The organism is Rhizobium pantanalense, assembly GCF_030182525.1.
Taxonomy (GTDB): Bacteria; Pseudomonadota; Alphaproteobacteria; order Rhizobiales; family Rhizobiaceae; genus Rhizobium.
The window spans coordinates 82280-95501 of record NZ_JAQJCH010000008.1 but is presented as its reverse complement, the minus strand read 5'-3'; the positions used below and the strand labels follow the sequence as shown (position 1 = coordinate 95501).

Below are 13222 nucleotides of genomic sequence, written 5' to 3'. Positions count from 1 at the left end.
GCATAAACCCGAAACAGCGAGCTGCAATATAGCCTGCTCCGCGCCGCTGATTGCCCCAACAATGGCGCTTGCCTTCGTCATCCCGCCTCCATTTTCGCTCCTATGGGGTTGGGCGGGGTTTATTCCATTCAATGCTATGCATATCAAGTTTTCGTCCTCGACGCCGTGGCGTCATTCCTGGCCGTTCCGGCCCTCAAGTGCTGCCGCGCAATTCCACGCGGGGTTCGATCAACAGATGTCTGGCATCGCGCCGGCCATCGATCCTGCTGAGCAGCACCTCCACAGCCGTCCGCCCGAGTTGCATCTGATTTTGATCGACGCTCGTCAGGCCGACGAGCGGTATGGCGGCCATCGGAGAGTTGTCGTAGCCGATGATCGCAAGATCTTCAGGAACCCTGATTGAGCTTGTCCGCGCCGCATTGATCAAGGGGACGGCATCGAGATCGGACCATACGAAAACTGCGCGCGGCCGGTCCTTTGAATCGAGGAAATTCCGGATGGCCTGCTCGCGATCGACAGCGACCGGCGGCAGCCGGATGATGCGCCCCTCAAGCCCGGCCTGCTTCATGGCATCGAGATAGCCCTCTTCGCGCTGTACGGCAACGATGGTCGCCGGCGAATCCAGGAGGTCATAGCTCAGCATGGCGATATCCCGATAGCCTGCATGCAGCGCGGCCTGGACAGCCATATATCCGCCTCGTCGATCGTCCGAATTGACGGTGTCATAGGTTTCGGCATGCGGCTCGTGATGCGCGATGACCACGATCGGAATCTGCCGCGCATAGCGCTCCAGAACCTTGCCGGATATGCGCGGGGCGATGATGACGACGCCATCCATCCGGTTGTCGATCATCGATTCGATCATTGACGCTTCGATCGAGCTCGCGGAACGCCCAATGCCGATCAATGCCTTGAAGCCGTTTTCCGACAGAGCGGCATTGGCCTCTTCGATGACACCTGGAAGGAACGGGTTCGATAGCTCGATCACCAAAACACCAACGGTCTGCGTCCGTCCACGCATCGCTCGCGCCGCAACCGATGGGCGATAGCGAAGCTTTTCGATCGAGGCTTCGACCCTGCCTCTCAGACCGTCGCTGACGCCATAAGCATTGCGCAAGACTTTCGATACCGCCGCAACAGATACACCTGCATCTTCTGCCACATGCCGGATGGTCACCCTCTCCTGCGCCGCGTTAACGATCTGATTTTTCGTCATAAACTGTCTCATTCCCCTATCCTGGCAAATTATAGGCACAAAACTCTTGCGCCGCAATCGATTGTGTAGAATGATATACATAGAACGATACACAAAATCGTATCCCGCCGGAGGACAGGCGGCTGAGGAGGCAAGCAATGACAATTCGCTCAGACCACGGCGCCGCCGTGGCCAAGACCCGTGTCGATTCCACAGTCCAATTTGCTGCATCGATGATCGCGCCGGCTTGCGATGCCGGCCAGGGAACCGCAGGGACATTCGTCTCCCGGCAATTCACGCTGGAAAAGCTGCCAACCGAAGCGACGCTGACTATTTCTGCGCTGGGACTCTATCGCGCTTTCGTCAACGGTCGGCGCGTGGGCGACGATCTGCTCACGCCGGGCTGGACCTGCTATGATGACCGGATTGCCTACCAGACCTACGACGTTGCTGCGCATCTGCGCACCGGCGAGAACCGCATCGAGATCTGGCTCGGGGATGGATGGTACCGCAGCCAGCTGATGTGGGCGCTTAATCCGGTCTTCAATTGCTGGGGCGAACGGGCGGCAGCAATTGCGGAGCTGAATGCCGACGGCGTGCTGCTCTTGAAGACCGACGACAGCTGGAAGAGCGGTTTCACGCCGGTCACCCGCAACGGCATCTACTATGGAGAGGATTACGACGCCCGCATTGCGCCATACGACAGCCATGGCGTCGACGTTCTCGCCTTTGACAAGGGATTGCTCATTCCGCACGAGACGAACCCCGTCAAGGAACTCCCCGAGCACACACCGATCGACAGCTGGATCGAGGGCGACGGCAGCAGCGTCTATGATTTTGGCCAGAATGCCGGCGCCTATATCCGCATCCGCGTGAAAGGTGAGAAAGGCGCCAAGCTCCGTATCGAACATTCCGAAGTGCTCGGTCCGGGGCGATTTTTCGACAATCGCAACTATCGCAGCGCACGCGCCGAGCTGATCTATACGCTCGCCGGCGAAGGAGAAGAGGTCTACGCGCCGCTCTTCACCTTCATGGGCTTCCGCTATGCGCGCGTCCACATCACTGGCCAGGCGGAACTGGTCGGCATCGCCATGGTCCCGATATCATCCGTACCCGTGGCGGCCGGTGGTTTCAACTGCGGCGTCGCGGCGGTCAACCGCCTGGTCGAAAACACCATCTGGTCGCAGCGCTCCAACTTCATCGAGGTGCCGACAGACTGCCCGCAGCGCGATGAACGATTGGGCTGGACCGGCGATGCGCAGGTCTTCGCCGGGACGGCGTGCTGGCTGGCGGACAGCCAATCCTTCCTGCGGAAATTCCTCCGCGATGTCATGCATGATCAACGCGCCAATGGGGCAATCTCGCATTTTTCACCGGACCCGACACGGCTTCACCCGATCGATAGCCGTGGCGACTGGGCTGGATCGACCGGCTGGGGGGACGCCATCGTCATCATCCCCTGGCAGCTTTACCTCCACTATGGCGATACAGCCGTGCTTAGGGAATGCTTCCCGGCCATGCAGCGCTGGCTGGACTATTTGTGGGGCATTTCCAATGGACCGATCATTCGCCCTCCGGCCGTCTGGGGAGTGAATGGCTTCACCTTCGGCGACTGGCTGCAGCCCGTTGGTGATAATCGTAAACCGCGACCCACAATCGCCGATGATTGCGCAGCGACCCTCTATCATTTCATTTCGACCCAGTTGACGGCAAAGATCGCCCGCATCCTTGATGACCGTGGCGAGGCGGAGCGCCTGGAAGCTCGCACGGAAGAGATCCGGGCCGCCTTCGCGACCGAATTCTTTACGCCATCAGGCCGTATTGCGCACAACGATCAGACATCATGGGCGCTGGCCTTTCTATACGGCCTTGTTCCGCCAGAGCATGAAGAGGCTGCGCGTACCTATTTCCGGCGCGTGTCCGAAGAAACCGACGGCGTCATCGGTACGGGCTTCATAGGGACCCCCGCGCTGCTTCCGGCTCTCACGCGGCTCGGAATGCATGACCTTGCCGAAAAGATGTTTCTCAATCGCAAGGTTCCAGGCTGGCTATACCAGGTCGATCAAGGTGCGACATCGATATGGGAGCGATGGGACGCGCTTGCCGAAGACGGCACGATCTACGACCCTGATATGAACAGCTACAATCACTATGCCTATGGCGCCGTGTGCCAATGGCTTTTCGAGGACGTCGCCGGGATCAAGCCGCTGGAGGAAGCGCCTGGCTTCGAAGAAATCTCGTTCGATCCCACCATCCTGCCGGCGCTGTCGCCGGTCTCGGCCTGGCATGACACGCGGTTCGGACGCATAGAGGCTGGATGGACGGTCAAGGGAGAAACCGTCACATGCCGTCTGTTGCTGCCGGAAGGAATAACGGCCCGCCTGGCAGCGGGACAGAATAGAAAATCGTTGACGGTGGATGGCGCCGAGATCGAACCAGGCAGGGAACTCAAACTGAGCAAGGGGGAACATACGATCAGCTTTGCCATCTGATACAGCTTGCGGCATCTCATCCCGCAAGCAGGCAGCTCAATTCATTCCGGTCTTCAGGAGGAGGAAATGACTATGAGAATGATGAAGTGCATCCTCGCCGCAATTTCAATGTCGCTGACGGCGGGTGTCGCGCATGCCGACGTGACGCTCAGCGTCCTGATCGACACCAACCCCGAATCCATCGCGTCATTCGATGCCGTCTCTAAGGCCTATATGGAAAAGCATCCGGATGTGAGCTTCGATGTCGAACAGCGTGCCGGCGGATCGGAAGGCGACAACATCATCAAAACGCGCCTGGCGACCGGGGAAATGGCCGATATTTTTCAATACAATGCCGGCTCGCTGTTCCAGGCATTGAAGCCGGAGCAGACAATGGCTGACCTCAGCGACCTCGCCTCTGAAGCCGGAATCCTCGACAGTTTCAAGAGGGTCGTCACAGGTCCGGATGGCCGCGTTCGCGGCATCCCGTTCGGCCCGGCCATGGGTGGCGGCATCTTCTACAATCGCAAGATCTATGCCGAGCTCGGCCTTACACCGCCCAAGACCTGGGCGGATTTCATGGCCAACAACCAGAAGATCAAGGCGGCCGGCAAGGTGGCGATCGCACAGACCTACGGCACGACCTGGACTTCGCAGCTTTTCGTGCTCGCCGATTTCCACAATGTCCAGGCGGAGATCCCGGATTTTGCCGCCAACTACACCGCCAACAAGCAGAAATACGCCGATACGCCCGCTGCCCTGCGAGGGTTCGAACATCTGGAAGAGGTCGCAAAAGGCGGATTTTTCAACGCCGATTTCGGCGCGGCAACCTTCGACGACGGCATGCGCATGGTCGCCACGGGCGAGGCCGCGCACTATCCAAACCTCACTTTCGGCATTGGAAACATACAGCAGAATTTTCCGGACAATCTGAAAGACCTCGGCTTCTTTGCACTCCCCGGAGCAGATGCGGCCAAGAACGGTCTCACCGTCTGGATGCCTGCCGCACTCTATGTCTCCGCGAAATCGGAACATGTCGAGGAGGCCAAGAAATTCGTCGATTGGGTCGGCTCCAAGGAAGCCTGCGACCTGATGGCCAAGGTAGTTTCCTCCGGCCCCTATCTCGTTAGGGGATGCGAACTGCCGAAGGATATTCCGCCCGTCGTTTCCGACATGTTGCCCTATTTCGAGACGGAGGGGCATGCGACGCCGGCATTGGAGTTCCTCTCCCCGGTCAAAGGGCCTGCCCTGGAGCAGATCACCGTCGAAGTCGGGACCGGAATTCGCTCCGCCAAGGACGCCGCAGTGCTCTATGATCAGGATGTCGAAAAGCAGGCCAAGCAACTTGGGCTGCCCAACTGGTAACCTTCCAGCCGATCCTCCGCCCGGCATCGGCCCGGGTGGAGGTCCAAGGTAGCTCCATGGCCACACGTAAATCACCCTATCCCTATTGGTTCGTCCTGCCGGCAGCCGTGATATTCACGGCTCTCTTCCTGGTGCCGACTGCCGCTTCCTTCTGGTTCAGCCTGACGCGCTGGGATCTCTTCACCACCCAATTCATCGGCCTGGACAATTATCGCCAGTTCTTCCGGGAACCATTTCTGATCCAGGGCCTGATCAACACGATCATCTATGCGGTTACGACCTCTGTTACAAAGACGATCCTGGGTCTGCTGCTGGCGGTTCTTTTGACTTCGGGCATCTGGGCGCAGGGCCTGCTGCGCACCGTGATCTTCTTTCCGGTTCTCGTATCGACGATCGGCGTCGGCATCACGTTTTCCGTATTGATGCATCCGACCCGTGGCCTGATCAACGTCACGCTCGCTGCCATGGGCATTCACGGACCCGGCTGGCTGACGGATCCCGCGCTGGCGCTCTATTCGATTGTCTTCGTCGACCTCTGGAAGGGCATTGGTCTCGCAACCGTAATCTATATCGCCGGTCTCGCCTCGATCAGCCCCGATTATTATGAAGCCGCCAGGATCGACGGTGCGACACGCCGTCAGATGTTTTTCCGTGTCACAGTTCCGCTGGTAAAACCAGCAACGATTACCGTCGTTACCTTGTCATTGATCGGTGGGTTGCGCAGCTTCGATCTGATCTGGGCAATGACGCGCGGTGGGCCTGGTTTCTCCTCGGATGTATTGGCAAGCGTTATCTACAAGCAGTACCAGGCCGGATTTTATGGTCTGTCGACAGCCGGAAATGTCATCTTGTTCATCCTCATCGGTGCAATCATTCTGCCGATAACAGCCTGGTTTAACCGCAAGGAGGTGGATCTTTGACCCGCCGTCAGCTTTATATCGGCATAGCGTCTCTGATTGCCTGTAGCTTGATATTCGTCTTGCCCTTCCTGTTCATCTTCATAACCGCTGCCAAAACAAAGCAGGATGCCGCGTCATTGACTTTTACCTTGCCTCAGGAATGGCGCCTGTTGCAGAATTTCATCGAGGTTATTCAAACCCGCAATTACATGCTTCTACTGGCATATTTCAATTCGACCATCATCACTGTCACCGCCGTTTCACTCCTCGTTCTACTCGGTGCCATGGTCGGCTATATCTTGCAGCGTCGCCCATCCGGCTGGAATAGAATTATATACGGCAGTGTTCTCGCCGGCCTCATGATCCCTCCCGCCGTTGTACCAACCATTTGGGTTTTACAGTCGATCGGTCTGTTCAAGTCCATAACGGGAATGATACTTATTCAGGTTGCCTATGGTCTTGCCTTTACCGTCCTCATGTTTCGTAGCTTCATCGCGACAATCCCGCGAGATCTCGATGAGGCGGCGATCATCGATGGAGCAAAGCCGCTGCAGATCTTCTTTCGAGTCGTGCTGCCATTGCTGAAGCCCGTGACCGTGACCATCATCGTCGTGCAGTCGATCGCCATCTTCAACGACTTCACGAACCCTCTTTATTACCTGCCTGGCAGGGAAAACGTAACGGTGCAGCTGACACTCTATAATTTCCAGGGACAGTTTCAAACGCAGTATAATCTTCTGTTCATGAATATTCTGTTGGTGACGATCCCGCCGCTCATCGTCTTCGTGTTCTTCAACAGGCAGATCGTGGCAGGCATGACGGCCGGCGCAGTGAAAGGATGAGCCATGACAAGTGTCGTTCTTCAAAATATCCGCAAGGATTTCGGCAGTTTGACCGTGATGAATGGTGTCGATCTGACCGTCGAAGCCGGGGAATTCTGTGTCTTCGTCGGCCCCTCCGGCTGCGGAAAATCCACCCTTCTGCGCATGATCGCGGGATTGGAAACCTCGACCTCGGGCAGGATCTCCATCGACGGCAAGGACGTGACGGACGCCGAGCCTTCGGAGCGCGGCATCGCGATGGTGTTTCAGTCCTACGCGCTCTATCCGCATCTGACGGTCAGCGAAAACATCGGCTTCGGTCTTTCGCTCGCAAAGCGCCCCAAGGCCGAGATTCAGGAAAAGGTTCGGCAGACGGCCGATATTCTCCAGCTGTCGCATCTGCTGGATCGAAAGCCGAAGGCGCTCTCCGGCGGTCAACGGCAACGCGTCGCGATCGGCCGGGCGATCATTCGCAATCCAAAGGTCTTCCTGTTCGACGAACCCCTCTCCAATCTCGACGCATCCTTGCGGTCGCAGATGCGGATAGAACTGACCGAACTCCATGCCAAGCTCGGGGCAACGATGATCTATGTCACCCATGACCAGGTGGAGGCCATGACCATGGCGGACAAGATCGTCGTGCTCAACGGTGGCCGGATCGAACAGATCGGAAGGCCGATGGACCTTTATCATAACCCGGTCACGCCTTTCGTCGCGGGTTTCATCGGATCCCCGAAGATGAACCTGTTTGAAGGTGAAGTCGCTGCCAGAGAGGGGTGTGGGACCTACGGAATCCGGCCGGAACATATCGCACTTTCGACAACCGAAGGAAAATGGCAGGGGCGCGTGCGCCATATCGAGCGGCTCGGCGCCGACACGGTCGTTCATCTTGATGTCCCCGAACTGATATCGCTTGTCGCACGCACCGACGGCGATCGGCCGATCCAGATTGGCGAGGCTTTGTTCGCCACGCCTTTGACCGGAAAGGAACACAGATTTTCATAGCAGCGAGCCACATTGATCTTGATCCAAGGCGGCCTTGGTTCGAAGGTCATAGTGCTGCGCCAATGTAAGGCGGCGGTTGCAGTTCATTCGCTTCTTTGCGCAATAACGGCAATCAAAGACTCCATTTCTATGCCAGCCTGCCATTTCTGCGCGGCTGGCACCGATCTCGGCGAATGAACCCGGGCTGAATGGCGCTTTCAGCTTCTGTTCCAAAGGCGGCGTCTAAAAGAAAGACGTTCAACCGCGGTCTTATCCGCCTGAGGAGACACAGTCATGATCCGCACGTCTTTCATTGCAACCGCACTCGTCGCTCTCGTCGGCCTCACCGCCGCAGCCCCCGTCATGGCCAACGATGTGCGTATCGAACAATATGGCTGGTCGAACTCCGCCGGTGGTGCGCAGGAAGGGTATGCAAACCGCATCAGGACCTACCAGAACGGCGGCTACAACCATATTGTCGGCCATCAATATGGTCGCCACAACCTTTCGGCTGTCGGTCAGGAAGGCAATGACAATTACGGCGCCACCTATCAGAACGGTAACCGCAACATAGCCGGCATCGGCCAGTTTGGCTCCAACCATACGACCATCCTTACCCAGGACGGCAATGGCAACATCGCGGCTGGCGTCCAGGTCGGCCATGGCTGCAGCGCCAATGTGAGCCAGGGTGGCAACGGCAATGTCGCGGCTTTCGTCCAAGCCTGCCCGTAAGCAGCTGCGCGATAACCTGAAAGCAGTCAGAAACGCAACAGCAGACCATTTGGGGAGATGACTCATGCCAAATAGCATCAAACATCCACGCCGTCTGATGACGATCCTCGCGCTGGTCCTGCTTCCCGTCGGCGCCGTTGCGGCCATGACGACTGCCAACCAATCTGACGATGCGGGGCTTTGCGAAATCAAAGCAACGCCTGGAGCAGGTATGGTGAGACTGGATGCGCTCGTCCACGCCGACACGCATGTCGGCGGGACCTACACGTTTCGCGTCAAAAAATCGGGAGACGGTGGAAGTTCCACGATCAACCAGAGTGGCGATTTTGATGCCACAGTGGGGCATGCCGCAATCCTCAGCTCCGTCTCGCTCGGCTCCAAAGGAACCGCATACAAGGCAACGCTGGATATTGTGATCGGAGATAAGAGTTTCAGCTGCTCGAAGCAGGTCAGCGACAACTAATCGGCCTCCAAACTCTGCAAATCCCTTTAAAGGGCGCCGGCTCCTGGCGCCCTTTTGCTTTCGATCAGGTTTAGAGCGGTTTTCACGGAGCCTCCGAACCGCTCTGTCTCTTTGGTTTAACACAATTCCAGACGACTGAACGACAACTGAACGGGCAATTCCGACTGGGTTCAGCTTAAAGGTGCGAGAGTTGATCATCGGCTAAGGTAGCCGGCCAATGGAGATCAGGATGACCCGCAACGTGTTTAAGATCCTTACTGTCACTCTTCTTGCCGGGAGCCTGGGGCAGGCCGCCTTGTCCGCGCCAGCCTATGCGGGTGGCCGGATCTCGTTCAACCTTGTGCCTGATAATGCTGAGGATGCAGATCTTTTCTCGGCCGGACTGCGCGTCTATTCGCTCTACCGCGGCCTGAAAGACGCCGACATCCGGCAGCTGGGCCGGGGTAACGCGGCTGGCATCGCTCAGGCCGGCCGGGGCAATCTCGGCTTCATCCAGCAGCAGGGCAATGGTCATTCCGCAACCTTACGGCAGAACGGCGACAACAATGCCTATGGCATTTTCCAGTATGGACGAAATACTGAAACCGACGTGGTGCAGGATGGGGATAATGGTAGTGGCGCTACCTTCAGCTACGGCTGGTAAGGCGTGCACGGCCATCCCGGAGGCGATCCCAAGCGACAAATCTTCGCGTAGTTTGGCGGAAAGTGAAAGCGCCGGCGAACGGCGCACGGAATGATTTCCTTTCTCGATACAGTCGAAGGAAAAGACATTCTCTCGTTTCAGATGGGCTTGATCGCGGCTTGGTACGATCGGAACCAGGGCTGCCGACAAGGGTTATATCCATAGCAAAGGAGAAGCCGTCATGATCCGCAAACTGAAATCGGGCGAATATCGTCTCTACTCACGCAAGCTCGATCCGAAGACACACAAGCGCAAGAATCTCGGGACATTCAAGACCCGCGAGGCGGCCGAAAAGCATGAGCGCGAAGTGCAGTATTTCAAGCACCACTAGTGGATCGGCGAAGCCGGATAGGCACCCGAGAAGCAGAATCCGAGCTGATTTTGTTTCTTGAGTTGGAGCGAAGGAGATTGGCTATGACACAGTTTCGAAAGAAGAAATCGCTGTCGCGAGAAGAGGATTATCGCGACTATCAGGATCGCGACACCCGCGAAGGCTGGCCATATTCCGACGAAAGCGCATTGGGTTCGACCGAACCTGAAAATCGAGAATACGGCACCACTCCAGCGAATTTTGACGAAGATACCCCATCTGGCCTGATTGGAGATAACGCAGACACGAACGGGCTTGAGGAAGACACGGCCCACACGATGGGGCCATTGCCACCCAGCCGCATCGATAACGATGAACTGGAAGCGGCGATTACCGAACGGTTCATCGAGAGCAAAGAAATCGATGCGGACAGCATCGAGGTTCATGCCGATGGCGGTATCGTAACATTGGAAGGCAGTGTCGAAACGCAGGCGGCTGCCGAACAGGCGGAAGCGCTTGGACTGTCTACGCCTGGTGTCGTCAAGGTTCGCAACAACCTGAAAACAACCGGTGTCGATTCCCATATTCCCCCAGATGCGTGATACGCGGCCTCCGCTGCCCTGACATTCGGGAGATGTTGTCCCCTTGCAACATCGCGATTCGATACCCATTTACGGCCATGAGATATGCGGTTCCGCTCGTCCGTTGCATTGCAATGGCGGGTCCAGGCTTTAATCGCCCGACCCATTAAGCGGCCCCTTCTTTGCCCTCCGTCCGGTGACGTGACGGGCGCTTCCATCATCCATTGACATGAGCGCTGACTTAATGGCCAGCGCAGGAGATTTTATTGAAAAAATCAAACACAATCGACGCGCTCGCGGCGGTGAAACCGCGCGAATGCGATCAACCCATCAACCAGCTCCCAGACAAGAACTGGAAACCCTATCCCTGTTTGCTCACCCGCGAGGAGCTTCAGAAGCTGATCGCCGAGCAACTCGGCTGACGGCTGCCATTCATCACCAATAGTGAGGAGAACAAAATGCAGGTCCTGGTAAGAGACAACAATATCGAACAAGCAATCCGTGTTCTGAAACGAAAGATGCAGCGTGAAGGCTTGTTCCGGGAAATGAAGGAACGACGGGCCTACGAAAAGCCATCCCAACGGCGTATTCGGGAAAAAGCGCAAGCCATCAGCAGACATCGCAAAGCCATGCGGAAAAGAATGAAGCGCGATGGCGGCTGATTAGGCCAGTCAGATCCGAGATGAAATCGGATGAACGCTCAAGTTGATCTCGTTCGGGGCGGCTTTGCCATGATGACCGCGACTATGCTGGCGCTTCAAGGCGCCTCTCGATCCGCCGGCATGGCACGGAACGCGGGCCAAGCACCGCTTTTTCGACGGCGTCGGTAAAGGTTTACGGCGCTGCCGAGCTGACGCGCCAAACCGTATTGCCGACGTCATCAGCAATTAGCAAGGCGCCAGGCTTGTCGACCGCCAAACCTACCGGCCGCCCCCTCGCCTCGTTGTCGCCATTCAAGAAGCCGGTCACAACATCTTGCGGAAGGCCTTTGGGCCGACCGTCTGCGAATGGGACGAAGACCACCTTGTAGCCGTTGAATTGGTGTCGATTCCAACTCCCATGCTCGCCGACGAAGGCACCGCCGCGATACGCTTCTGGCAAACTGGTACCGGTATAGAAGACCATCCCAAGGGGCGCCACGTGCGAACTCAGCGCGTAATCCGGAACGATTGCCTTCGCCACAAGGTCTGGTCTTTGCGGCATGACCCTGGGATCGATATTCTTGCCAAAATAGCTATACGGCCAACCATAGAAGCCGCCCTCCTTCACCGAAGTCATATAGTCCGGCACGAGATTGGGACCTAGTTCGTCGCGCTCGTTGACGACTGCCCAGAGAGCGTGCGTTTGCGGCTCCCAGGAAAGACCATTCGGATTTCTCAATCCATCCGCGAAGATGCGATGACGCCCCGTTCCCCTATCGACCTCCCAGATGGAGGCGCGGCCCATTTCAGCCTGTATGCCGTTTTCCGTGATATTGCTGTTCGACCCGACACCGACATAAAGCAGCGACCCATCGGGGCTCGCCACAAGACTCTTGGTCCAATGGTGATCGATGGGTCCGCCCGGCAAATCGGTAAGTTTCGTTCCCGGATCGGGGATGCTCGTCTCTCCCGTCTTGTATGGATAACGCATGATCTTGTCCGTCTCTGCGACATAAAGGTCGCTACCGACAAGTGCGACACCGAAAGGGGAGGCGAGATGATCGAGAAAAACGCTCTTCGTTTCCGCAACCCCATCCCCATCGGCATCACGCAACAAGGTTATACGGTTGCTTCCTTCATTGTTGCCGGCAGATGTCGCCATCGACTCGATCCAGCCCATGATCAGGTCCTTGGGACGCTTGATCGATGCCGCAGGCGGCGCAACAGATTCCACAGCAAGAACATCGCCATTCGGCAGCACGTAAACCGAACGCGGGTGCTTCAGCCCTGTCGCGAACGCCTTTATTTGCAACCCTTCCGCAACCTTCGGTTTGTCACCGTTTTGCCAGCCGATCACCTTGGCGACATGCATTGGTGGGAGCAGATATTGTGTCTGGGCCGGCAGTGTCGGATTTGGTCCGACCTGATCCTTCGGATCCTCTTCGCTCTGACTGCACCCGGAGAGGATGAAGATCGTGCCGCAGATAAGTGCGGCAAGGGACGACGGCGCGGTCAATTTACTAACACTGATCTTCATCTCTCAACTCCCGGACCTCTGCGATAGATCGATGCCCGCCTTATCCAGCCGCTAAGAAGGAGGAGAACGACCACCACGGATGAAAGGATAAGCCCGGTCGGAACGACGGAAGTCCATGCATCCCGGCTATGCACAAGCGCGTTGAAGAATGACGAGACGAGGATAAGAGCGTTACAGATCGAATATAGCCAGACTGGTCCGCGCATCGAGGAAAGGCGCCTGCCGAGTGCATCGATTATCATGGCAATGACAGCAAGCAAACCGAACAGCAAGCCAACCGCAAGCAGCCATGCAGAAGCATCCGCCCACATCATTTCGGCGGTTCCCCAATAGGCCAGATCCGTTGCCAATGTGCCAAGGAAGCAAACCATCGGGATTGGAATGAGGAGCGAGTGAAGGGGGCGGGGCGGAAGAGGGGGTGCAGCGTGAAGGTCTTGAGCGACCATGGCGGTGTCTCCAATATTCCTGAGAGCACCGGCCAAACATTTATCGATTTGTTTTGTTCCAGGCGAACATTTAGGGGTATCAAGAACTGCATTGG

Annotated in this window: 15 protein-coding genes; 12 read left to right on the top strand and 3 right to left on the bottom strand. The window is 57.1% G+C overall.

What is annotated here, in order from left to right; translation table 11 throughout:
- Positions 1-193: 193 nt before the first annotated feature.
- A complete protein-coding gene (locus PH558_RS20830) occupies positions 194-1216 on the bottom strand; it encodes a LacI family DNA-binding transcriptional regulator (protein ID WP_285206249.1) in 1023 nt (340 codons plus the stop codon).
- Between the two features lie 137 nt (positions 1217-1353).
- Between PH558_RS20830 and PH558_RS20825 the strand changes: the two genes are divergently transcribed.
- The 12 genes from PH558_RS20825 to rpsU all read left to right on the top strand — a co-directional run bounded on the left by PH558_RS20825 (position 1354) and on the right by rpsU (position 11165).
- Positions 1354-3687: an alpha-L-rhamnosidase gene (locus tag PH558_RS20825; protein WP_285206248.1), complete on the top strand. Its 2334-nt coding sequence runs from the start codon at positions 1354-1356 to the stop codon at positions 3685-3687.
- 72 nt (positions 3688-3759) lie between these two features.
- Positions 3760-5031: an ABC transporter substrate-binding protein gene (locus PH558_RS20820; RefSeq protein WP_483314176.1), complete on the top strand. Its 1272-nt coding sequence runs from the start codon at positions 3760-3762 to the stop codon at positions 5029-5031.
- 56 nt (positions 5032-5087) lie between these two features.
- Positions 5088-5951, top strand: a complete 864-nt coding sequence (locus tag PH558_RS20815) for a carbohydrate ABC transporter permease (RefSeq protein ID WP_285206246.1) — start codon at positions 5088-5090, stop codon at positions 5949-5951.
- The gene (locus tag PH558_RS20810) at positions 5948-6772 is read left to right on the top strand and encodes a carbohydrate ABC transporter permease (RefSeq protein ID WP_285206245.1); all 825 of its coding nucleotides are present in this window, start codon (positions 5948-5950) and stop codon (positions 6770-6772) included. The genes PH558_RS20815 and PH558_RS20810 overlap by 4 nt, the downstream gene beginning before the upstream one ends.
- Before the next feature lie 3 nt (positions 6773-6775).
- Positions 6776-7756, top strand: a complete 981-nt coding sequence (locus PH558_RS20805; RefSeq protein WP_113406987.1) for an ABC transporter ATP-binding protein — start codon at positions 6776-6778, stop codon at positions 7754-7756.
- A 273-nt stretch (positions 7757-8029) separates the two neighbouring features.
- On the top strand, positions 8030-8467 hold the full coding sequence (locus PH558_RS20800) for a curlin (RefSeq protein ID WP_095438698.1): 438 nt from the start codon (positions 8030-8032) through the stop codon (positions 8465-8467).
- Between the two features lie 64 nt (positions 8468-8531).
- Complete coding sequence (gene csgH, locus PH558_RS20795; RefSeq protein ID WP_285206244.1) at positions 8532-8930, top strand: curli-like amyloid fiber formation chaperone CsgH; 399 nt, start codon at positions 8532-8534, stop codon at positions 8928-8930.
- A gap of 229 nt (positions 8931-9159) precedes the next feature.
- A complete protein-coding gene (locus PH558_RS20790; protein WP_162751380.1) occupies positions 9160-9573 on the top strand; it encodes a curlin in 414 nt (137 codons plus the stop codon).
- Positions 9574-9793: 220 nt separating this feature from the next.
- Positions 9794-9943 carry a hypothetical protein gene (locus PH558_RS20785; protein WP_095438695.1) on the top strand — a complete coding sequence of 50 codons (150 nt, stop codon included), beginning with the start codon at positions 9794-9796 and terminating at the stop codon, positions 9941-9943.
- 50 nt (positions 9944-9993) lie between these two features.
- Positions 9994-10524 (top strand): BON domain-containing protein, encoded by a 531-nt coding sequence (locus tag PH558_RS20780; protein ID WP_244575454.1) that lies wholly within the window; start codon positions 9994-9996, stop codon positions 10522-10524.
- A 245-nt stretch (positions 10525-10769) separates the two neighbouring features.
- Complete coding sequence (locus PH558_RS20775) at positions 10770-10925, top strand: hypothetical protein (protein WP_285206243.1); 156 nt, start codon at positions 10770-10772, stop codon at positions 10923-10925.
- Between the two features lie 36 nt (positions 10926-10961).
- Positions 10962-11165, top strand: a complete 204-nt coding sequence (gene rpsU, locus PH558_RS20770; RefSeq protein WP_095438691.1) for a 30S ribosomal protein S21 — start codon at positions 10962-10964, stop codon at positions 11163-11165.
- 172 nt (positions 11166-11337) lie between these two features.
- Here rpsU and PH558_RS20765 read toward each other — a convergent pair whose 3' ends face one another.
- Complete coding sequence (locus tag PH558_RS20765) at positions 11338-12681, bottom strand: PQQ-dependent sugar dehydrogenase (RefSeq protein WP_095438690.1); 1344 nt, start codon at positions 12679-12681, stop codon at positions 11338-11340.
- On the bottom strand, positions 12678-13127 hold the full coding sequence (locus PH558_RS20760) for a DUF2231 domain-containing protein (RefSeq protein WP_285206242.1): 450 nt from the start codon (positions 13125-13127) through the stop codon (positions 12678-12680). The genes PH558_RS20765 and PH558_RS20760 overlap by 4 nt, the downstream gene beginning before the upstream one ends.
- Positions 13128-13222 lie beyond the last annotated feature (95 nt).

What these genes read in the sequence shown, in the direction of transcription:
- PH558_RS20820 (WP_483314176.1), top strand. Translation starts at nt 3,760, where the DNA reads ATGAGAATGATGAAGTGCATCCTCGCCGCAATTTCAATGTCGCTGACG.
- PH558_RS20805 (WP_113406987.1), top strand. Translation starts at nt 6,776, where the DNA reads ATGACAAGTGTCGTTCTTCAAAATATCCGCAAGGATTTCGGCAGTTTG.
- csgH (WP_285206244.1), top strand. Translation starts at nt 8,532, where the DNA reads ATGCCAAATAGCATCAAACATCCACGCCGTCTGATGACGATCCTCGCG.
- PH558_RS20825 (WP_285206248.1), top strand. Translation starts at nt 1,354, where the DNA reads ATGACAATTCGCTCAGACCACGGCGCCGCCGTGGCCAAGACCCGTGTC.
- PH558_RS20785 (WP_095438695.1), top strand. Translation starts at nt 9,794, where the DNA reads ATGATCCGCAAACTGAAATCGGGCGAATATCGTCTCTACTCACGCAAG.
- rpsU (WP_095438691.1), top strand. Translation starts at nt 10,962, where the DNA reads ATGCAGGTCCTGGTAAGAGACAACAATATCGAACAAGCAATCCGTGTT.
- PH558_RS20800 (WP_095438698.1), top strand. Translation starts at nt 8,030, where the DNA reads ATGATCCGCACGTCTTTCATTGCAACCGCACTCGTCGCTCTCGTCGGC.
- PH558_RS20760 (WP_285206242.1), bottom strand. Translation starts at nt 13,127, where the DNA reads ATGGTCGCTCAAGACCTTCACGCTGCACCCCCTCTTCCGCCCCGCCCC.
- PH558_RS20830 (WP_285206249.1), bottom strand. Translation starts at nt 1,216, where the DNA reads ATGACGAAAAATCAGATCGTTAACGCGGCGCAGGAGAGGGTGACCATC.
- PH558_RS20765 (WP_095438690.1), bottom strand. Translation starts at nt 12,681, where the DNA reads ATGAAGATCAGTGTTAGTAAATTGACCGCGCCGTCGTCCCTTGCCGCA.
- PH558_RS20815 (WP_285206246.1), top strand. Translation starts at nt 5,088, where the DNA reads ATGGCCACACGTAAATCACCCTATCCCTATTGGTTCGTCCTGCCGGCA.
- PH558_RS20790 (WP_162751380.1), top strand. Translation starts at nt 9,160, where the DNA reads ATGACCCGCAACGTGTTTAAGATCCTTACTGTCACTCTTCTTGCCGGG.